The organism is Saccharopolyspora sp. NPDC050389, assembly GCF_040655595.1.
In the GTDB taxonomy this organism is placed as follows: domain Bacteria; phylum Actinomycetota; class Actinomycetes; order Mycobacteriales; family Pseudonocardiaceae; genus Saccharopolyspora.
Window position 1 is genome coordinate 19,225 of record NZ_JBFAKG010000095.1, and the last position, 18,842, is coordinate 38,066.

An 18,842-nucleotide genomic window follows, 5' to 3' on the forward strand; every position below is an offset into this window, starting at 1 on the left:
GCGCACCGGGCGGAGCAGGTGGCTGGAAAAGCATGGCACCGACTTTCCTCCCGCACACATGAGGTTTTGATGACACGGATCATGGTCGTCGAAGATGACGAGAACCTGCGCATCGCGGTGGCCGCGAAACTGCGCACGGCGGACGTCGACATCGACGCGTGCGGGGACATCGAGACCGCGGACCAGGCCCTGCGCGAAAACCACTACGACTGCGTGGTGTTCGACCGGATGCTGCCGGACGGCGACGCCATCGACTACGTCCACGCCAGGCGCCGTCAGGGCTGGCACGTGCCGGTGCTGTTCCTCACCGCGCGCGACGCGCTGGCCGACCGGGTGGCGGGTTTCGAGCACGGCGGCGACGACTACCTGGTCAAGCCGTTCGCCATGGCCGAGCTCGCCGAGCGGGTGGCCAACCTCTGCCGCCGGTCCGGCATTTTCCGGCCCTCGGTGCTCAACCACACCGACCTGGTGATGGACTGCGCGCGTCGCGAGGTGCGCCGGGCGGGCGCGCTGCTGACCCTGACGAACAAGGAGTTCGCCGTGCTGGAATACCTCCTCACCAGGGCGGGGCAAACCGTGGAACGGGCCGATCTGATCGAGCACTGCTGGGACGAGCAGACCGATCCCATGTCCAACGTGGTCGACGCGACGGTCAGGCGGTTGCGGCGCAAGCTGCGCGAGCCGGAGTTGATCCACGCGGTGCGCGGCGTCGGTTACCGGCTCGGCACCCCGTGAACCACTCCGCAGCGGACCGGCTGCGCAGGCTGCGCTGGACGCTCACCGCACTGTTCACCGCGATGAACGCCATCGGGCTCGTGGTGCTCGCCTGGTTCGTGATCAGCGAGGACGGCAAGCGGGGCATCGAGCAGACCGATGCCGAGCTGCACCGCATCACCTCGTCGGTCAGCAGGCTGGTCGGCTTCGACGAGACCATCCAGTTCAACCTCGTCAACACCGACGTGCTCAACGATGGCTGCCCGCAGTTCGCGATCCTGCCCGGCGGCGCACCCACCTTCCAGGCGCACCTGTCCGACCGGCAGTGCGTGCCGATGGACATCGCGGTGCTCAGCGGGCTGGCCGCCGAGGCCGTCAGTTCCGGCAACCTGGTCTCCGGCTACCAGCAGGGCACCGGCGGCGAGCTGGTCAGGGTGCGGGCCGAGCCGCTGATCAGCCGGGACGGCACGTACATCGGCGCGGTGGTCGCGGTCGCCGACGCCCGACCGGAACAGCAGCGGCACAACGAGCTGGTGCTGGTGGTGATCGGCGGCTGCGTCGTGCTGATCGGCGGGCTGGGAGTCGCGAGCCACCTGATGTCCGGACGCTCGATCCGGCCCGCCGCAGCGGCGTTGCAGCAGCAGGAGGTGTTGCTCGCCGAGACAGCGCACGACCTGCGCACCCCGGTGGCCGCGTTGCGCGCGCTCGCCGAAACCGCGCTCGACAATCCCACCCAACGCGCCGACCTGCTGCCGCGCACCGTCCAACTGGCCGCCCGGATGGGCAGCATCATCGACGACCTGCTGGCCCGGGCCCGGCTCGCGGCCGGAGTGGAACAGCTGACGATCCAGCCGGTCTGGCTGGACCAGCTGGTGGTCGGCGTCGTCGAGGACACCCGGACCGACGGGGCGCAGGTGACCGTCACGGCGGCACCGACCAAAGTGGACGCCGACCCGGTGCTGGTGCAGCGGGCCATCGGCAACCTGCTGGACAACGCGATGCGGTACGGGCGGCAGCCGGGCGCGGAGGCGATCGTGCACATCACGGTGGCCGGCGGCACCGTCACGGTGGCGGACCACGGCCCCGGCATCGACGCCGAGGCGGCCGCCGACGCCTTCGACCGGTTCAGCAGCACCGGCGGATCGTCCGGGCTGGGCCTGTCGATCGTGCGCTGGGTGGCACAGGCGCACAACGGAACGCTGGCGGTGTACAACGCCGACGAGGGCGGCGCGATCTTCGAGCTGCGCCTCCCGCTGAGCGCGTCCTGACGGGCCGTCAGCGGATCGCGACGTCGTGCCAGGGCGGCAGGTTGACCCAGCCCCCGTCGAGCCGGTAGGCCATGAAGCAGGTGTAGTCGCCGGGCGCGACCGGCCCGCGGTCGAGCACGCTCTCCCTCGGCGCCGCGCTGACTTCGACGTTGGACAGCTCGCCGAAATCGTGTGAGCCGCCCGCCGCGTCGCGCACCCTGACGGTGAGGCCGCGCAGGACGACCGGCCGATCCGCGCTGATGACGACGCGCGCCGACATCGCCGCCCCCGTCTGCTCCACGGTGAGCCGCCCCGCGATGGTCACCTCGCCGCCGCCCACCGGCGCGACCGGAACCAGCTCCGGCTCGCCGGACCGGACGAACGCGAACACCACGACCAACACCACGGCGCCGGCCAGAGACGCCCACAGCGGCCACTTGCCGAACATCCCGACAGCATAGGGTTCGGCGTTCGGCCGCCGCCGGGATTCCGCTCAGGACGGCGGCCCTTCGCCGGTGGCAGCAAGGTGTCATCAGGCGTTCGCCCACCGCCATGGCGCCTACCGTGAATTCGAATCCGGACGAGACATCGGGGTGGGGCGTGACCTGGGAACTCAACATGCGGACCGACGCGACCGACACCGAGGTGACGCAGATCCAGGCGCTCCTGAGCGACACCAGCCGCACCTGGCTGCGGCTGCGGCCGGTGACCGTCAACAACGAGGAGGGCATCGGGCAGGGCAGGTTGGCGCAGGCGTTCCGGCCGACCTACGTGCCGGCGGCCGAGCAGACCCGCACCCTCGCCGACGGCGTGCTCGACAAGCTGGAGATGACCACCCACGCAGGCCGGGTCGCGGTGCAGGCGTACCGGGAGGCAGAAATCGCCGCGAGCCGGACCATCGAGGGCGGAATTCCCGGCATCCGCTGATTCGTCCAACCGCGACAACGGGGAAACGCTGTGCCTGTTTCGGAACCCTCCGGGGAATTGTGGTCCAAGGTCAAGCCGCTCACCGAGTGGCCGGACACCAACGAGGACATGCTGGGCGCGATGTACTTCGCGCTGCTGGACTCCGCCACGGCGTTCGCGGGCCTCAACGAGGCCGGCGTCGAGGCGGTCTGGGAGGCCTGGCAGGACCCGGCGGGCGGCGAGTTCGTCAGCGTGCTGACCTGGGAGATCTCGCTGGGCGTCGGCGTCGCCGGTCAACTGGTGCAGCTCGGCGGGCTCGCCGGTGCGTTCGCCGCCGACGTGAAGAACGCGAAGCAGTACATCCAGAACATCATCGCGCTGAACACCGTCCCGTACGAGGCCGCCGGGGTCATCCCGTTCATCGGCGACGACGCCCAGGAGCGGCTGGTGAAGCAGGTCGCGACGTGGATCAACAACCACCTCAACGGCCTGCTGGACGAAATCGCCAACCGCCAGAACGTGGACCACCGCGCGATCATCGCGGAGCTCGGCGAGGGCCGCACCCTGCTGGAGCGGGGCGGGGATCTGCTGGCGGACAACGCCGAACTCATCAACAAGGTGTCCGATGTGGTGGGTGACATCAGCACCACGCTCGGCCTGGCCGCCGATGCGACCGGAGTCGTCAAGCATCCCATCGCGGTGGCGATCAGCGAGACGTTGGGGAACGCGTCGCTGGGCACCGGCGTCGTGGCGCTGGGCGGCCACACGCTGGCGGACAAGGCCGGCGCCGATGTCGCCGACGAAACGCTGAACTGGGACAGGCAGGCGGTCATCTTCGGCGCGCACAACGTGCCCTTCGGCACCACCGCGGTCGTCGGAGAGCAGGTGCTGGCCGAGGCCGCTTCGCCCGATGACGGCCCGCCGACGTACTTCAACGACCTGGAGTCGTACTGGGTACCGCGGGAGGACTGGCAGAAAGTCACGGCAGGCACCGGATCAGCTCTCGGCATCCTCGTCGTCCCGTTCGCGAACGCGGCCGGGGACGGGATCGCCGCGGACAACGAAGGTCAGGGCGCGCGCGACGAATCCAGGGCGCGGGACCGGGTGGGAGCGCGCTGACGATGGTGACCGCACAATCCCGGATTCCGGATTCCGTCCGGATCGCGTTGCCCGAAGGCTTCGAGTCGATGCCGCTGCCGGCGGGGACCGCCGAGCAGGGTGCGCGCATCCTAGGCAGATTCGCGATCGGCGACCCGCCGGTCTCGCTGGCGCTGGGCGTCGGCGTCGCCCCGCTGCCCGCGATGCCGCTGCCCGCGGTGGCGATCGCGAGCAGCCTCGTCGTGCCCTACCGGCGACGGCACCCGGCGGCCCAGGTCGGCGTCGCGATGCTCGCCAACGGGCCGGCGCTGGTGGCCCTGCACGCCGGGGAGTACCGCCTGCCGCCGCAGCTCACCGGAGCGCGGGAGGAACTGCTCCTGCCGCGGATCAAGGCGGAAGTGCAAGTGCCGGACGGGAAGCGGCTGGTCGTCATCTCGGTCACGGGCGCTGGACCGGACGGCTGGCCCGCGGTCCTCGCCGAGGCCACCCGCCTCGCCGGCAGTGTCGCAATTGGACAGTGAACGGGAGAACGCGTGCGAAACGGGGCCGATGACGGCGATCTCGGCGAGATGCACGAGACCTACGAGCGCCTCGCCGACGGGATCAGGAAGTTCCGGGACGAACTCACCGCCATGCGGGTCACGGCCGACTCCGCCGACGGTCTCGTCTCGGCGACGGTGAGCGGCCGCGGCGAACTCGTCGAGCTGCACATCGATCCGCGGGTCTTCCAAGCCCCCGATTCACGGCGGCTGGCCGAGGCGATCGTGGGGACGATCCGGTTCGCGGCCGGTTGCGCGCGGCAGGACGTGTTCGAGCTCGCCAAGCCGTTCCTGCCCTCGGATGCCGAAATCGACGACACCGACGTCGATTTCGACCCGGCACTGCACCAACTGGACCGCGCGCTGGGCCGCATCCGGCCGACCCGCTGAGCCCTCCGGCGGTTCGAGTTCAGGAGGGCGCACCTTCCCTACTGATCGATCACGAGTGATCGCCATGGTGCTGTTCACCAGCCCACACGGCGGGGCCTACGCCGAGCAGGTCGTCGTGCCGGAGAAGCCATTGTGCAATGACCTTCAAGAGCTCGAATCTGACCTTGCCGAGGCCGGATCCGTGACCGGTGTTCCTGCGGGCGATCCGCGGCACGATTCCCCTGTTCCGCAAGGCTTTCCGATGATGGCCGCAGTCGTATCCCCGGTCACCGCACAGCCGGCGAGGCCGCCCGCCTCAAGCTGGCACGCACGCCAGGCGAAGGCTCACGTTGCCCCAAAGTCTCGACCCCTTGCCCTTTCGACGCCGACTTCGATTCAAGGCACAACTCCGGGCTCGACAGGGACGTCCCTCTGGCGTACCGGTTGAGCAAGCTGGGAGATACAACAATTGAAACGAACAGCAGCCACCCTGGTCGCCACGGCCGGACTGCTTGCGGGATCGGTCGGGCAGGCGTCGGCGACCGGCAGCTGGACCGAGGAGCCGGTTCCGACGTCGGCCCAGTCCGGCATGTTGACGGCCGCGGGCAGCGCGCAGGGCGAGTCCTGGGCCTTCGGCTACACCAGCAACGGTGGAAGTCCCATGGACGAGACCAGCGCGGTCTACCGGAAGGGCGAGCAGAGCTGGCAGCAGGTGCCGATCGAGAACGTCGGGCCGCTGGTGGACGGCACGGTCATCGCACCCGACCACGTCTGGACGATCAGCCTGCCACCCAAGGGCGGGCCGGGGACCTCGGCGCACTGGGATGGCCAGAAGTGGACGCGGGTCGACCTGGCGGCACAGCCCGGCAAATACCCGCAGCCGCTGGCGATGAAGGCGTTCGCTCCGGACGACATCTGGACGGTTGGTCGCACGTGGGCCACGCGCGGCATGGCGCAGCACTGGGACGGCAAGGCGTGGACCGACGTCCCGGTCCCCCAGATCGACGACAGGCTCTATTCGCTGAATGACGTCGAAGGTGTGGCGTCGAACGACCTGTGGGCCGTCGGCCAGACCACCCCGGCCTCCCGCAACGTCGCCCTGCACTGGGACGGCAAGGCGTGGACGGAGGTGCCGGCCCCGGACGTCAACGGGGATCCCGGCGTCCCCGAAGGACTCAACAACGTCCTCGCCCTCGCTCCGGACGACGTGTGGGTCGGCGGGTACAGCGGCGAGCAGGGCCACGAAGTTCCGTACACGGCGCACTGGGACGGCAAGGCGTGGGAGGCCTTCGAGCTTGACGAGTCGGGCAAGATTTCCCAGTTCGTCCGGGTCGGCGACCAGATCCAGCTCTTCGGGGTCGGGCCCAACCTTGAGCCCTTCTGGCTCGGGTGGCGAGACGGCCAGTGGCAGGGCAAGCTCGCGCCGCCCATGGTCCGCGTGTACGGCGCGGTCGTCCAGGACGACGGCGCCATCCTCGGCGTGGGCAACCGGACCGGCGAAGGCGCCGCGATGGAGCCCTACACCGCGACCTATCACGAGTGAGCGCCTGAGCCCTGCCTGCCATCCGGAGAAGATCAGGCACCTGACAAGTCCGGCCCAGCGTTCCACCCGGAACGCTGGGCCGGCTGGAGCAGGAGTCGGCCGGGTAAGGCTGATCCGCTCTTGACGGTGTCAAAGATGAACATCGTGTCGTATCGGCGGATGTTCTCGTCGGCCTTGAAGAGCGCGTTGCTCAGGTCCCGCAGGGCACGGACCGTTGGGGCGGCGAGAAGCACGGCGTAATCCCATCGACCGGACACGGCGTAGCACTGCTGCACTTCGGGCTGTGCCCGGAGCCGTTCGCTGATGCGACGGTGGTGGTCCGGCGATTCCTCGGCCAGCGTCAGCATGACGAGTGCTTGAGCCAGGGAGCCTGCGCGGTCGGTGTCGACGACGGCCACGGTGCGCATCAGGCCCGCGGTCTTGTAGTGGGTGATGCGGCGCTGCACGGCGCTGGGCGAGAGGCCGACCTGATCGCCGAGTTCGCGCAGGGTCTGGTCGGCGTCTGACTGCAGCAGGTCGAGCAATCGGATGTCGATCTCGTCCCATGTTCTGTTGAACTGCGGCACGCGCAAAATTCTTGCGTCCGGGCGCAAACTTCGCAAGCGGTTCCCATGCGGTTCCGCATAGCGTTCCGGTCATGGCTGATCCACTCCCTTCGGAACCCAGAACACCAGCGCCGACGGATCTGGCAGCCCTGTGAAGCGTGCCCGCACGGAAGCCTTCGGCGCGCACGTCGTCGAGGCCGGAACGGACATGGACGAGGTTCGGCCTGCCGCCGAGGTCGCCGCTTCCGCCGATCCCGCGGTCGCAGCCCTCATCACCGGCGCCAACCCCAGTCCTGCGGCCTTCGCGAACCTGATCGACCACCTCGACGTCGGGAGCTCAACATGACAGGCGCCATCGGCATCATCGGAGTCGGCGCGATCGCCGCAGCCATCGTGGACGGCCTCTGCTCCCAACCCAGCGACGCACCAGAGTTGTTCCTCTCACCGCGCAACGCAACGACGGCCAGCGAGCTGGCGCAAAAGCACAGCACCGTACACATCTGTGCCGACAACCAAACCGTCGTGGACAACGCACCGCTGGTGATCCTCACCGTTCGCAGCGATGACGTCCGCGACGCGCTCGCAGACGTCCGGATGCCACGCGACCGGATCGTCGTCAGCGCCGTCGCCGGAGTGTCACGCGAATCGCTACGCCGGCACGTGGGCGATCACGTCACGATCGTTCGCGCCATCCCGCTACCTGCTGTGCGGCAACGGCAAGGCATCACCGCCATCTACCCCGCACACCCCACGGTCGAGGGCCTGTTCGACCGCCTTGGCGGCACCCTCGCGATGCCCGACAGCGCGATCTTCGCCGCGCTCTGGTCCACGACGGGAACAATCGCCGCACACCTGCACTACCTGGACACCATTGCCGGGTGGGCCGTCCACCACGGCGTCGATCCCACCGAGGTAGACCGCTACGTGCGCAGCATGTTCCTGGGCGTTGGCGGCACGCTGACCGACCGGAGGCGCAGCCTGTCCGAACTCGCCGCCGCGCACGAAACCCCGGGCGGTATCAACCAACAACTACGGACGAGCTGGCTCGACCAAGGAAACACTGCCGCTCTCCGCCGTGCCCTCGATGACATCTACAAGCGACTCACGCAAGACCCCTAAGACGCCCGTGGCGAAAGCAGTTCCAGCAACGGTGACGCCAACCGCGAACCGCGAACCACAGATGATCACCGCCGGCCGGGGCACATGGCCCACATCGATGTGGAGAAGGTCGGCCCGTGCAGGCCCGTTCTCGGTGTTGTTCAGCTCTGCGGGCTCAGTCCCGCCACGGCCAGCCGGAACAACCGGTCCGCTGCGGCGGCAGGGTCGGGGTAGTGCTCCGTGGCCAGGGCGATCCCGACGATCAGCGTGATCAGGTCTGCGACAGTGGCTCCTGTTGCGACCGCGCCATCCTGCGCGGCGCGGCGCAGCAGTGGTTCTGCGGCTTCTTCCAGCGCCGCCGAGCAGGTGTTCTCGTGCGCCGGGTCGGACTCGGCGTCGTCGTAGGCCAGCGCGGCCGCCAGTCCTCGGGCGGAGACGCAGTAGGCGACGACGTCGCTCAGCCATTCCAGGAGTGCGTTGCGGCTGTCGCCCTCGCCGGTCAGGTCCTGGGCACGGACGCACAGGGCCTGGATCCGTTTCTGGGAAACCGCCTCCAACAGTGCGCGGCGGGTGGGGAAGTGTCGGCGCACGGTCGCCGAGCCCACGCCCGCGGTGCGGGCGATCTGTTCCAGGGACGCGCCGGCGCCATGCGCAGCGACCTCCTCCTCTGCCACGGCGAGGATGCGCGTGTAGTTGCGCCGGGCGTCGGCGCGCTGGCGGTCGGGCATGGCGTCGCCTCCGTCCTTGCTAAGTGGCGGGCCCCGCCGTATCGTACCGGAGCGGAAACGGTGGACCCCGCCGTTTAATGGACGAGCATCCGAGGAGCAGCATGTCCAGAGATTCCGCGCCCGTCCTGGTCAGCGGCGCCACCGGCAAACAGGGCGGCGCCACCGCCCGTGCCCTGCTCGCGGCGGGCGTTCCCGTCCGCGCCCTGGTGCGCGACCCGAGCACCGACCGGGCGAAGGCCGTCGAGGCACTCGGCGCCGAACTGGTCACCGGCGATCTTCACGACCGCGATTCCGTGATCCGGGCCGCCGAGGGCGCCCGCGCCGTCTTCTCCGTGCAGATGCCCGGCATGACCGCAGAAGGCCCCGATTTCGCAGGAGAGGTGGCCCAGGGCGTCAACCTCATCGAGGCCGCGTTGGCCGCCGGAGTGCCGCAGTTCGTGCACACGTCCGTCACCGGCGCCGGCCAGCACACCGAAACTCCCGGCTGGGCCGAAGGACGCTGGGCGTCGATGGAACCCACCCTCGGCGCCAAGGCCGCGATCCAGGACCGGGTCCACGCGGCCGGCTTCCGGCACTGGACACTCCTCAAACCGGGCTTCTTCATGGAGAACTTCCTCCCCTCCATGGCCTTCTTGTTCCCGCGCGGCATCGAGGGCGGCCTGGTGAGCGTCCTGAACCCCGAGACCCGGCTGTCCCTCGTCGCGGTGGACGACATCGGCAGGGCGGCCGCCGCGGCCATCGCCGCGCCGGAGCGATTCGACGGGGTCGAGCTTGAGCTGGCGAGCGACTACCTGTCGATGACGGAGATCGCCGAGGCCCTCTCCCGCGCCCTGGGCACGCAACTGCCCGCGCCGGACATGACCGAAGAGGAGGCCCTCGCCGCCGGAATGCCGACGATGGGCGCCTCGCACGAGTGGCTCAACGTGGCCGGCCAGCCGGGCCGCCCCCAATACGCGAGGGATCTCGGCATCCCGCTCACCAGCTTCGAGGAATGGGCGCAGGAGCACATGCGAGCCAAGGCCTGACAAGACTCCGGGACTGGCCCGGTTCGCCAGGAAGGCCATGTCCTCTCCGGCTATGACGCACGAACACAACCCTGATACCCACCCAAGCCGTCCATTTGGCAATTCCTCGTTCCGGAGCCGGGTGGCCTGTTGCGGCCACGAGGCGCGATGCGGCCCGCACCGGCAAGAACATGGTGGAGATGAGACGACATCGAGTGCTGCTCGTCGCCGCCGCAGTGCTGGCCGCGACTGCGCTTCAGATCACCGGCGGTGCCGTGGCGGACGCCGCTCCCCCGTCCGGCGCCTGCCACGATCCGGAGCCCGCACGGCCTCAGGTGCGGGAGCAGCCGTGGGCACAGCAGGTCCTCGACGCGCAACTCGCCTGGCCGCACAGCAGGGGCTCCGGGGTGCTGGTCGCAGTCGTCGACTCCGGCGTCGACGCCGACCATCCGCAGCTGCGCAGGCCGGGAAAGGTGTTGGCGGGCCGCGACTTCTACCTGACGGGCGCGCTGCCGGGCGCGTTCGACTGCGTCTCCCACGGCACCGGGGTGGCCGGGATCATCGCCGCCGATCCGGTGCCCGGCGTCGGCTTCCACGGGGTCGCGCCGGACGCGGCGATTCTGCCGGTGCGGATCAGCGACCGGGACGTCGGCGATCGCGGCGAGTCGCTGCGGATCGACCCGCAGGTGGTGGCAGGCGGCATCCGCTACGCCGCGGACCAGGGCGCGAAGGTGATCAACCTGTCCCTTGCCGGCCTGGACGACTACCCCGCCATCCGGGGCGCGGTCGCGTACGCGGTGGCCAAGGACGTGCTGGTGGTGGCCGCGGCAGGCAACGCGCAGCGGGACGCGAGCGCCGAACTGCCGTCCTACCCGGCCGCGTACGACGGCGTGCTCGGAGTCGGCGCCGTGGACATCGACGGCGCCCGGATGTCCGGCTCGCAGATCGGCCGGTACGTGGACCTCGTCGCGCCGGGCGAGAAGGTGCTCGCCACGACCAGAGTGGACGGTCACACCTACGTCGACGGCACCAGCTTCGCCGCGCCGTTCGTGGCCGGGACCGCGGCGCTGGTACGCGCCGCCTGGCCCCAGCTCACCGCCGCCGAGGTCGCCCAGCGGCTGATGGCCACCGCCAGCCCGGCGCGCGGCGGCGCGGACGGCGACGGCTACGGAGCGGGCCTGGTCAACCCGTACCGGGCGGTGACGGACGGGCTCGACCTCGACAGCCCGGCGGCGCTGCCCGCGCACGTCCCGCAGCCACCGGATCAGGCGCTGCTCGACCGGATCGAATGGGAGCAGAACACGTCGGACACTGCGAAATGGCTGACCATCGCCGCGGCCGGCGTGGTCGGGCTGGCCGCGGCGATGGCGGTGGTCTTGCCGCGCGGACGACGGCGCCGCTGGCGGGCGGGCCGGGCGGCGTCGGTGCCCGCCGAACCCGCCGCCGTCGAGCCGCCGGAACAGATCTTCCTCATCTCCGAGCGGTGAGCCCGATTCCGCTACGGCTTCGGGCATTCCTTCCACTCGAAGTGGTAGGTGGTATCGATGTTGCCGTCGGTGGAGTCCATCGACATGAAACTCGTCTTCGACGGGTCCGAGGCGCCTGCGTCCACCCGCAGTTCGGTGTTGATGTTGAAGTTGCGCTGTTCACCGCACGGCTTGTAGACGATCGCGCCGACCTCGGTGGAGTCGGTCACCTGCCAGTTATCGCTCAGCGGGCCGGAAAAGGGCGTCTCGAAATAATCCGTCTCCGACATTCCCTGGAAATAGTAGCTCGCCTTCTCCAGCCCGGTCGCCCCCGCTTCGAGATGGGCGAAACCGCGGTAGTCGGCGCTGGCGATTCCGTAGGTGAACCCCTGCGGAATGTTGACGATCAGGTTGAGCTGGCAGTTCTTGCGGAAATCGGTGGGATTCGTACCCGGGCCCACCTTGGCCAGGTAGTCGCTGTAGCTCACGGTGAACGAGGTGTTGTCCGGCGACACCGCGACCGCGGCGGTTCCCGCCGGGCACCCCGAGCCGTTCACCGTTGCGACGTCTATGGTGATCTTGCCGGTCGGCGGCGGGACATCGTCGGCGAAGCCCGCGGGGGAAATCATGGTCAAGGCCGTCAAAGCAGCAGCCGATAGCGCAGCGAACATGGCGAACGCCCTTCATTGAAAGCGAACAGACAAGACTCCACTGCCGTGAAACTGCGATGAGATTAGCGGCGGGAACGGTCGGCGCGCACGCCTCTGAACGGTCTAAAAACGGGAGCTTCCCGAAAACTGTTAATGAGCACGCGAAATGGGACGGACAACGCCGGATGCCCGGCGCGGTGTCGCGCCGGGCATCCGGTGGGGCAGGTGGTCCCTAGATGTTGGTGACGATGTTGATGCCGTGCCGCAGCGTCTGGTTGCCGATGTCGCCGACGTTGCCGTAGGCGCCGCCCTCCGCGTTCAGCCCCTCCTGCCAGTACCCGGTTTCCTTCTGGCGCAGCTGGTAGGACTGGGACATCTGCTGGTGGGCCTCGTCGAAGTGGTTGACGTTCATCGCGTTCTGGACCTGCCCGTCGAAGTAGTCTCCGATCTGGGCCGCGGTCTTCTGGGCATCGCCCATCGCCGTCTCCATCATGTCGAAGACGATCTTGAATTCGCCGCCGGTCGCCATGTGCTACTCCCTTCAGGTCGGGTTGATGACGCTCGCGGTGCCGTAGTCCGGCGCCGCCAGCACGCTTTGGGCGGCGTCCTGGCCGCCGTCGTACACGGACAGCAACTGGTTGTTGTTGTCGACCAGGAGCTGGTTGTGGTCCGAGACCTTCCGCCACTGGTCGTCGCGGTTCTGGCCGACCGAGAAGGCCGCCACCTGCGGCGATCCCAACAGTCCACCCTGGACCGTCTCGCTGTTGCGCTGGCTGTGGCCCACGCTCGCGCCGTTCTGCTCGCGTTGGCTGTTCTCGGTCAAGGCGACCAGGTGCTGCATCGCCCCGAAGTCGATGTGGGCCTGGTTGGAAACCATCCACCCCTCCTCTGCTCAACATGCGGTTCCGGTGCCGAAGCTAGAGCGCCGAACCGTCCCCGCACCTGCGCACGGCACGTTCCTGCCATCGCCCGCGCCCGCCGCCGCGGATCGCGAACCATCTCGGACATGGCGACAGTCGTGGTGAAGAGGCCGGCCCGCAGACCGGCGCCGGAGATGCCGGCCGGCGAGCTGATCCTGCAGGCTCCGCCGGAGATCCCGCCGCCGCCCGGTCGGCAGTGGACGCAGGTGTTCATGGTCCTGCCCATGGTGGCCATGACGGCGGGCATGATGCTGATGTTCTCCGGTTCGATGGGCGGCTCCATCCGCTTCGTCATGTACGGGCTGATGGGCGTGGCGATGCTCGGCATGGTCGTCATGGGATTCCTGCAGAGCGGCGGCCCGAGCAAGCGCGAGATGGGCCACGCCCGGCGCAAGTACCTGCGCCACCTCGCCCAGCACCGGCTGCGGTTCCGGCGGTCGGTGCGCGGGCAGCGCGCGGCGATGGAGTACCTGCACCCGGATCCCGCCTCGCTGTGGTCGGTGGCGGCGAGCTACCGGCTGTGGGAGCGGCGCAAGGACGATCCGGATTTCGGCGTCGCCCGGATCGGCCGCGGCGCGCAACGCCCGACGGTCATGCTGGTCGCCCCCGACACCAAACCGCTGGAGGAGCTGGAACCGCTGTCCGCGCTGGCGCTGCGCAGGTTCGTCACCACATACTCCACAGTGGACCGGTTGCCGATCGCGATCGCGGTCAACGGGTTCAGCCGGATCTACCTGCGCGGCGACCGCGACGCGGCGCTGGGCGTGCTGCGCGCGATGCTCGCGCAGCTGGCCACCTCGCATTCGCCGGATGACCTGCGGATCGCGGTGTGCGCGGACAAGGAGCGCCGCGCGGACTGGGAGTGGGTCAAGTGGCTGCCGCACGCGCTGCACCCGGAGCGCACCGACGCGGTCGGGCCGGTTCGCCTGGTGGCGCAGGGAATTCCGGCGCTGGAATCGTTGCTGGAGGACGAGCTCGCCAAGCGGCCGCGCTTCGACCCGGAGGCGAAGGCCCGCATCCCGGGCCCGCACCTGGTGGTGGTGCTCGACGGCGGCTCGGTCGCCGGTTCCGATCACCTGATGACCGGCGGCGGCGTGGAAGGCGTGACCGTGGTGGACCTGACCACCACGCCGCCGAGGGCGCTGGACCGGACCGCGGTGGTGCTGGACGTGGCCGCCGACGGCGAGCTGGGCAGCGAGACCATCGACGGTGCCGCCCCGGTCGGCCGCGCGGACTCGCTCGGCCCGGCCGCGGCCGAGGGCCTGGCCCGGCAGTTGGCCCCGCTGCGGCTGACCGCCGGCGTCCGCGGCGACACGCCGATGACCAGCGAGCTGGGCCTGGGCGACCTGCTGGAGCTGGGCGACCCGTACGAGCTCGACCCGGCCGACACCTGGGCTCCGCGGCCGAACCGGGACCGGCTGCGGGTGAAGCTCGGCATCCGGGCCGACGGCGTTCCCATCGAGATCGACCTGAAGGAGTCGGCCCAGGACGGCATGGGCCCGCACGGCCTGCTGGTCGGCGCCACCGGCTCCGGCAAGTCGGAGCTGCTGCGCACCCTCGTGCTGGCGCTGGCCGTCACCCACCCGCCGAACTCCCTGAACTTCGCGCTGGTCGACTTCAAGGGCGGCGCCACGTTCGCCCGGCTGGACGCGTTGCCGCACACCAGCGCGGTGATCACCAACCTGGCCGAGGAACTGCACCTGGTCGACCGGATGACCGACGCGATCAACGGCGAGCTGATCCGCCGCCAGGAGCTGCTGCGCGCGGCGGGCGACTTCGCGTCCCTGCGCGACTACGAGAAGGCCCGCGCCGCCGGGGCCCCGCTGCCCGAGGTGCCGACGCTGCTGGTGATCTGCGACGAGTTCTCCGAACTGCTCTCCGCCAAGCCGGAGTTCATCGACCTGTTCGTCCAGATCGGACGGGTCGGCCGCTCGCTCGGCGTGCACCTCCTGCTCGCCTCGCAGCGACTGGACGAAGGCCGCCTGCGCGGCCTGGAAACCCATCTGTCCTACCGGATCGGACTGCGCACCTTCTCCGAGATGGAAAGCCGGGCGGTGCTCGGCGTGCCCGACGCCTTCCGGCTGCCGAGAGCTCCCGGGCACGGATTCCTCAAGGTCGGCACCGAGCCGATGGACCGGTTCCGCTCCGCCTACGTCTCCGGCGTCTACCAGAGCGCAACCGGAACCGGCGTGGCCGCGGCCTCCGGCGAACGGCTGGCGCTGCACGAATACACGACCACTTACCTCGCGGCAGAGCCCGGCGTCGACGACGTCGTGGAGGAGCCGGAAGCCGAAGAGGACACCGCCGTCGGCGAAACCCTGCTGGACGTCCTGGTGGACCGGTTGCAGGGCCAGGGCACGCCTGCGCACCAGGTCTGGCTGCCGCCGCTGTCCGACTCGCCGTCCCTGGACGCCGTGCTGCCGCCGTTGACCACCGATCCCCTGCGCGGGCTGACCGCGGCCCCGGTCGGCACTCTTCGCCCGGTGCTCGGCATCGTGGACCGGCCGCTGGAGCAGCGGCGCGACCCGCTGGTGCTGGACCTGTCCGGGGCCGCCGGGCACGTGCTGGTGCTCGGAGCCCCGCAGACCGGCAAGAGCACCGCCCTGCGCACCCTGATCACCAGCCTCGCGCTCACCCACACGCCGCGCGAAGTCCAGTTCTACGGCCTGGACTTCGGCGGCGGCACGCTCGCCTCGATCGCCGGCCTGCCGCACGTCGCGGGCGTGTCGGGGCGTTTGGACACCGGCGCGGTCCGGCGCACCGTCGCCGAGGTGGCGACGCTGCTCGCCCAGCGGGAGCGGATGTTCGCCGAGCACCAGATCGACGGCATCGCCACCTACCGCAGGCTGCGCGCCGAGGGCCGGTTCGCCGAGCATCCGCACGGCGACGTCTTCCTGGTGATCGACGGCTGGCAGACGCTGCGCAACGACTTCAACGACCTGGAGGAGGTCGTCGGCGACATCGCCGCCCGCGGCCTGTCCTACGGCGTGCACGTGGTGGCGTCCTGCGCCCGCTCCTTCGAGCTGCGGATGAACGTCCGGGATCTGTTCGCCAGCAGGCTGGAGCTGAAGATCGGCGACCCGATCGACTCCATCGTCGACCGGCGCGCCGCGATGAGCGTGCCCGCCGACTCGCCGGGGCGGGGCCTCGCGATGAGCGGGCACCAGATGCTGGTGGCGTTGCCCAGGATCGACGGGGTGAGCGAGGCCGGCGATCTGGCCGGCGGCGTCGGCGCGCTGGTCGAGTCGGTCGCGGCGGCCTGGCCGGGTGAGCCCGCGCCGTCAGTGCGGCTGCTGCCGGGAGTGCTGCCCTACGACGGGCTGCCCGCCGCCGACGCGCTCACCGGGGACGAGGCGGGGCTCGCGGTCGGCATCCACGAGCGCGACCTCTCCCCGATGCGGCTGGACTTCAACGCCGACCCGCACTTCTTCCTGCTGGCCGACACCGAATCCGGCAAGACCTCGTTCCTGCGGGTGCTGGCCCGGCGGATCTGCCAGGCGTACTCGCCGAGCGAGGCGCGGATCGTGCTCGTCGACCACCGCCGCGGGCTGCTCGGCGAGATCGGCGAGGAGCACCTGCTCGGCACCGGCACCAACGACGCGCACAGCCGCGGCCTGCTGGCGGAGGTGGCAGGCCAGCTGACCAAGCGGCTGCCGGGACAGGACATCACGCCGGAGCAGCTGCGCGCCCGGAACTGGTGGCAGGGACCGGAGATCTTCGTGCTCGTCGACGACTACGACATGGTGGCCACGCACCAGGAGCACCCGCTGATGTCGCTGCTGCCGCTGGCGGCGCAGGGCGCCGACATCGGGCTGCACGTCGTGCTGGCGCGCCGCTCCGGCGGGGCCGGGCGAGGGCTGTTCGAGCCGTTCCTGGCGCGGCTGCGGGAGGTCGGCACGCCCGGCCTGATGATGTCCGGCGACCGGGACGAGGGCCCGCTGCTGGGCGGCATGCGCGCCCAGGTGCTGCCGCCGGGCCGCGGCTGGCTGGTCGACCGCCGCGGGCAGAAGGACCAGGTCCAGATCGCCTGGCTCCCGCCAAGCGCATAGCCGAGTGGCCGGTTGCTGTCGCGGCGCCCACCGCGACCGGCCAACGTGCTTCGCTGAGCAGGGGCAAGCAGGTGAGGCGCGAAAACCCATGGCAATCCAGCGGAAATGCCGGGCGCCGCGGAGACAGGCACCGCCCGGCTGCTCGACGAGGAGCCGGGCGGATGAAGCAGATCGACCCGAACCGCAACGCGCGACACCGCGCCGGACATTGAGGAGGGGCGTATGCCCGCAGCAGAAGTCAACGGCAACACCGAGGCGATGAGCGCGTTCTCCAGTCGGCTCACCGCTCCCCCGATGCCGCCGTCGCTCACGCGACTGGGGACACCGCCGAACCTGTCCGGCCTGTTCGAGGGCATCGCGATGTCCGTGCTGGACAAGGCGGCCACGGCGGCCATGGCCACGTATCTGACCAAGGTGACCGAGGACCTGGTGACCGACTCCGCGAAGGTCAAGGCGGCCGCGGCGACCTACAGCGCCGCCGACGTGGCCAGCGCGCTCACGCTGACCGCCTCGGCCTTGAAGCTCGCGAACAAAGGGCTCGGCATGCTGAAGCAGGCGGGCGGGACGTTCGGCCAGCAATCCGCCAGTCCCGCCACGGAACCGGGCGACGAGCCCGGGAAGACCGCTCCCGGAACCACCTCCCCGACCAGCGCCGCCTGAGGAGGGCACCCATGGCAATCCCCTACAACCTGCTGCCCATCGAGGCGCACATGGCGATGATCACCGCCGAGCAGGCGAACGTCGCCGTCCTCGCCGACGCGGCGCGGATGTGGACCGAGGTCCGCGCCTGGATCGAAGAGGCCAGGGTGGAGCTGCACACCCGCGCGGGCGAGCTCGCTCCACATTGGAAGGACGACGCCGGACGGGCGCACGAGGAGAAGGTCCAGCGGTCGCTGGCCGAGCTGACCATGTGGGCCGACCGGATCGACGCGGCCCAGCCGGTCGAGACGCTGACCACGCTGGCCGGCGCGATCCCGGAGGCGCTCGGGACCGTGACCGGCCTCTACGAGTCCTACATGGCCGCCATGTCCAACCCGCTCACCGCGTGGACGGCCCCGGCGTTCCAGCAGGCGGCCGGCGCGCGGATGTCGGCCCTGGGCGCGCAGTTCGACATGTCGATGCTCAAGGTGGTCGCGGCCTCCGGGCTCCAGTCGCCGGGCGACGTGCTGCCCGCGCCGAAGGGCGGAATCCCCGTCGTTGAAGGCTCCCCGGCCGATTTCCTCAAGGCGGCGAACGCCGGGATGGACGTCCTGTCGGAACTGCAGAACCTGGCGTCGTCGATGACCGACGGCGCGACCGCACCGGACGTCTCCGGCGCGACCGGGCCGTCGCTGGCCGGGGCGACGCCCGTGACCGGCCCGGTCCCGAACGCGCACCTCGGTGCCGGGCTGCCGTCGGCGTCCGGCCCGCCGGTGCCGACGGGAGGGCTGGGCTGGGCAGGAGCGGCAGCCGGATCGGGCACGATGCCGCTGGCGAAGCCGGTAGCGGGCAAGCGGGCGCCCAGCCTGGCCGCCGAGGTGAAACCGGGAACCGCCGCCGCGGCCGGGACGAAACCGGTCGCGGGCGCGATGCCGCCGCCGATGATCCCGCCGTCCGCAGGCCAGGGCGCGGCGGGCACGCTGCGGCCGGGCTCCGCCGAGCAGTCCGCCGGCCGTACCGAAAGCAAGCGCAAGCCGGCCGGAACCGACGGTGTGCCGGAGAGCCTGCGCGGCCGCTCCGGCGGCGACGAGCCGGCGGCCTTCCACCGGACGAGCGGCCGGCGCACCCCCGAGACCGAAGCCGGCCCCGCCCGGCTGCTCGATGACGAGCTGTGGCAGGTGAATCCGCCCGCAACACGCAGATAACCGTTTCGCCGCAGTGCACTCCGGGGCCCTGGGGGGGTTTTTGGGGGAAGTGAGATCACACAAAAAAACGCCCCCCGGAGGCAGGGGGGCCGCGCCCGGCACCACGAGCCCGCCCCCCCCCC

At 70.4% G+C, this 18,842-nt stretch carries 20 protein-coding genes and 1 pseudogene; 14 read left to right on the forward strand and 7 right to left on the reverse strand.

Going from position 1 to position 18,842, the window contains the following annotated elements; all coding sequences use genetic code 11:
- Positions 1 to 69 precede the first annotated feature (69 nt).
- A complete protein-coding gene (locus AB0I53_RS40200) occupies positions 70 to 735 on the forward strand; it encodes a response regulator transcription factor (RefSeq protein ID WP_358614304.1) in 666 nt (221 codons plus the stop codon).
- Positions 732 to 1,982, forward strand: a complete 1,251-nt coding sequence (locus AB0I53_RS40205; protein ID WP_358614305.1) for a HAMP domain-containing sensor histidine kinase — start codon at positions 732 to 734, stop codon at positions 1,980 to 1,982. The genes AB0I53_RS40200 and AB0I53_RS40205 overlap by 4 nt, the downstream gene beginning before the upstream one ends.
- A gap of 7 nt (positions 1,983 to 1,989) precedes the next feature.
- Here AB0I53_RS40205 and AB0I53_RS40210 read toward each other — a convergent pair whose 3' ends face one another.
- Positions 1,990 to 2,409: a hypothetical protein gene (locus AB0I53_RS40210; protein ID WP_358614306.1), complete on the reverse strand. Its 420-nt coding sequence runs from the start codon at positions 2,407 to 2,409 to the stop codon at positions 1,990 to 1,992.
- Positions 2,410 to 2,525: 116 nt separating this feature from the next.
- On the opposite strand from AB0I53_RS40210, the gene AB0I53_RS40215 reads away from it, so the two are divergent.
- The 4 genes from AB0I53_RS40215 to AB0I53_RS40230 are packed head-to-tail and all read left to right on the forward strand — an operon-like array spanning position 2,526 to position 4,894.
- Positions 2,526 to 2,888, forward strand: coding sequence for a hypothetical protein (locus AB0I53_RS40215; protein ID WP_358614307.1), 363 nt, complete (start codon positions 2,526 to 2,528; stop codon positions 2,886 to 2,888).
- Positions 2,889 to 2,918: 30 nt separating this feature from the next.
- Positions 2,919 to 3,986 carry a hypothetical protein gene (locus tag AB0I53_RS40220; protein WP_358614308.1) on the forward strand — a complete coding sequence of 356 codons (1,068 nt, stop codon included), beginning with the start codon at positions 2,919 to 2,921 and terminating at the stop codon, positions 3,984 to 3,986.
- A 2-nt stretch (positions 3,987 to 3,988) separates the two neighbouring features.
- Positions 3,989 to 4,486, forward strand: coding sequence for a hypothetical protein (locus AB0I53_RS40225; protein ID WP_358614309.1), 498 nt, complete (start codon positions 3,989 to 3,991; stop codon positions 4,484 to 4,486).
- A gap of 12 nt (positions 4,487 to 4,498) precedes the next feature.
- The gene (locus tag AB0I53_RS40230; protein ID WP_358614310.1) at positions 4,499 to 4,894 is read left to right on the forward strand and encodes a YbaB/EbfC family nucleoid-associated protein; all 396 of its coding nucleotides are present in this window, start codon (positions 4,499 to 4,501) and stop codon (positions 4,892 to 4,894) included.
- Between the two features lie 154 nt (positions 4,895 to 5,048).
- Here the strand turns inward: AB0I53_RS40230 and AB0I53_RS40235 are convergent.
- Positions 5,049 to 5,183, reverse strand: a pseudogene (locus tag AB0I53_RS40235) (IS5/IS1182 family transposase); the annotation flags it as partial.
- A 159-nt stretch (positions 5,184 to 5,342) separates the two neighbouring features.
- Between AB0I53_RS40235 and AB0I53_RS40240 the strand changes: the two are divergent.
- Positions 5,343 to 6,416 (forward strand): hypothetical protein, encoded by a 1,074-nt coding sequence (locus tag AB0I53_RS40240; RefSeq protein WP_358614311.1) that lies wholly within the window; start codon positions 5,343 to 5,345, stop codon positions 6,414 to 6,416.
- 32 nt (positions 6,417 to 6,448) lie between these two features.
- Here AB0I53_RS40240 and AB0I53_RS40245 read toward each other — a convergent pair whose 3' ends face one another.
- Complete coding sequence (locus AB0I53_RS40245) at positions 6,449 to 6,982, reverse strand: Lrp/AsnC family transcriptional regulator (protein WP_358614312.1); 534 nt, start codon at positions 6,980 to 6,982, stop codon at positions 6,449 to 6,451.
- A 130-nt stretch (positions 6,983 to 7,112) separates the two neighbouring features.
- On the opposite strand from AB0I53_RS40245, the gene AB0I53_RS40250 reads away from it, so the two are divergent.
- Together AB0I53_RS40250 and AB0I53_RS40255 are read left to right on the forward strand one after the other, a co-directional pair.
- A complete protein-coding gene (locus tag AB0I53_RS40250; RefSeq protein WP_358614313.1) occupies positions 7,113 to 7,307 on the forward strand; it encodes a hypothetical protein in 195 nt (64 codons plus the stop codon).
- On the forward strand, positions 7,304 to 8,080 hold the full coding sequence (locus AB0I53_RS40255; RefSeq protein WP_358614314.1) for an NAD(P)-binding domain-containing protein: 777 nt from the start codon (positions 7,304 to 7,306) through the stop codon (positions 8,078 to 8,080). Before AB0I53_RS40250 ends, AB0I53_RS40255 begins: the two co-directional genes overlap by 4 nt.
- Before the next feature lie 140 nt (positions 8,081 to 8,220).
- On the opposite strand, the gene AB0I53_RS40260 is transcribed toward AB0I53_RS40255, so the two are convergent.
- Positions 8,221 to 8,787 carry a helix-turn-helix domain-containing protein gene (locus tag AB0I53_RS40260; protein ID WP_358614315.1) on the reverse strand — a complete coding sequence of 189 codons (567 nt, stop codon included), beginning with the start codon at positions 8,785 to 8,787 and terminating at the stop codon, positions 8,221 to 8,223.
- Between the two features lie 101 nt (positions 8,788 to 8,888).
- On the opposite strand from AB0I53_RS40260, the gene AB0I53_RS40265 reads away from it, so the two are divergent.
- Positions 8,889 to 9,812 (forward strand): NmrA family NAD(P)-binding protein, encoded by a 924-nt coding sequence (locus AB0I53_RS40265; protein WP_358614316.1) that lies wholly within the window; start codon positions 8,889 to 8,891, stop codon positions 9,810 to 9,812.
- 179 nt (positions 9,813 to 9,991) lie between these two features.
- Positions 9,992 to 11,278, forward strand: a complete 1,287-nt coding sequence (mycP, locus tag AB0I53_RS40270) for a type VII secretion-associated serine protease mycosin (protein ID WP_358614317.1) — start codon at positions 9,992 to 9,994, stop codon at positions 11,276 to 11,278.
- An 11-nt stretch (positions 11,279 to 11,289) separates the two neighbouring features.
- On the opposite strand, the gene AB0I53_RS40275 is transcribed toward mycP, so the two are convergent.
- From AB0I53_RS40275 to AB0I53_RS40285, 3 genes are all read right to left on the reverse strand, one after another.
- The gene (locus tag AB0I53_RS40275) at positions 11,290 to 11,928 is read right to left on the reverse strand and encodes a DUF4360 domain-containing protein (RefSeq protein ID WP_358614318.1); all 639 of its coding nucleotides are present in this window, start codon (positions 11,926 to 11,928) and stop codon (positions 11,290 to 11,292) included.
- Between the two features lie 211 nt (positions 11,929 to 12,139).
- Positions 12,140 to 12,436, reverse strand: coding sequence for a hypothetical protein (locus AB0I53_RS40280; RefSeq protein WP_358614319.1), 297 nt, complete (start codon positions 12,434 to 12,436; stop codon positions 12,140 to 12,142).
- Positions 12,437 to 12,448: 12 nt separating this feature from the next.
- A complete protein-coding gene (locus AB0I53_RS40285; protein ID WP_358614320.1) occupies positions 12,449 to 12,784 on the reverse strand; it encodes a hypothetical protein in 336 nt (111 codons plus the stop codon).
- A gap of 129 nt (positions 12,785 to 12,913) precedes the next feature.
- Between AB0I53_RS40285 and eccCa the strand changes: the two genes are divergently transcribed.
- The 3 genes from eccCa to AB0I53_RS40300 all read left to right on the forward strand — a co-directional run bounded on the left by eccCa (position 12,914) and on the right by AB0I53_RS40300 (position 18,720).
- The gene (gene eccCa / locus AB0I53_RS40290; RefSeq protein ID WP_358614321.1) at positions 12,914 to 16,876 is read left to right on the forward strand and encodes a type VII secretion protein EccCa; all 3,963 of its coding nucleotides are present in this window, start codon (positions 12,914 to 12,916) and stop codon (positions 16,874 to 16,876) included.
- A gap of 222 nt (positions 16,877 to 17,098) precedes the next feature.
- On the forward strand, positions 17,099 to 17,536 hold the full coding sequence (locus tag AB0I53_RS40295) for a hypothetical protein (RefSeq protein WP_358614322.1): 438 nt from the start codon (positions 17,099 to 17,101) through the stop codon (positions 17,534 to 17,536).
- Positions 17,537 to 17,547: 11 nt separating this feature from the next.
- Positions 17,548 to 18,720 (forward strand): hypothetical protein, encoded by a 1,173-nt coding sequence (locus tag AB0I53_RS40300; protein ID WP_358614323.1) that lies wholly within the window; start codon positions 17,548 to 17,550, stop codon positions 18,718 to 18,720.
- The last annotated feature ends 122 nt before the right edge of the window (positions 18,721 to 18,842 follow it).

Bases quoted from the DNA above. Each gene is read 5' to 3' on its own strand.
- AB0I53_RS40200 (WP_358614304.1), top strand. From the start codon at position 70: ATGACACGGATCATGGTCGTCGAAGATGACGAGAACCTGCGCATCGCG.
- AB0I53_RS40210 (WP_358614306.1), bottom strand. From the start codon at position 2,409: ATGTTCGGCAAGTGGCCGCTGTGGGCGTCTCTGGCCGGCGCCGTGGTG.
- AB0I53_RS40225 (WP_358614309.1), top strand. From the start codon at position 3,989: ATGGTGACCGCACAATCCCGGATTCCGGATTCCGTCCGGATCGCGTTG.
- AB0I53_RS40255 (WP_358614314.1), top strand. From the start codon at position 7,304: ATGACAGGCGCCATCGGCATCATCGGAGTCGGCGCGATCGCCGCAGCC.
- AB0I53_RS40260 (WP_358614315.1), bottom strand. From the start codon at position 8,787: ATGCCCGACCGCCAGCGCGCCGACGCCCGGCGCAACTACACGCGCATC.
- AB0I53_RS40265 (WP_358614316.1), top strand. From the start codon at position 8,889: ATGTCCAGAGATTCCGCGCCCGTCCTGGTCAGCGGCGCCACCGGCAAA.
- mycP (WP_358614317.1), top strand. From the start codon at position 9,992: ATGAGACGACATCGAGTGCTGCTCGTCGCCGCCGCAGTGCTGGCCGCG.
- AB0I53_RS40275 (WP_358614318.1), bottom strand. From the start codon at position 11,928: ATGTTCGCTGCGCTATCGGCTGCTGCTTTGACGGCCTTGACCATGATT.
- AB0I53_RS40280 (WP_358614319.1), bottom strand. From the start codon at position 12,436: ATGGCGACCGGCGGCGAATTCAAGATCGTCTTCGACATGATGGAGACG.
- AB0I53_RS40285 (WP_358614320.1), bottom strand. From the start codon at position 12,784: ATGGTTTCCAACCAGGCCCACATCGACTTCGGGGCGATGCAGCACCTG.
- eccCa (WP_358614321.1), top strand. From the start codon at position 12,914: ATGGCGACAGTCGTGGTGAAGAGGCCGGCCCGCAGACCGGCGCCGGAG.
- AB0I53_RS40295 (WP_358614322.1), top strand. From the start codon at position 17,099: ATGCCCGCAGCAGAAGTCAACGGCAACACCGAGGCGATGAGCGCGTTC.
- AB0I53_RS40300 (WP_358614323.1), top strand. From the start codon at position 17,548: ATGGCAATCCCCTACAACCTGCTGCCCATCGAGGCGCACATGGCGATG.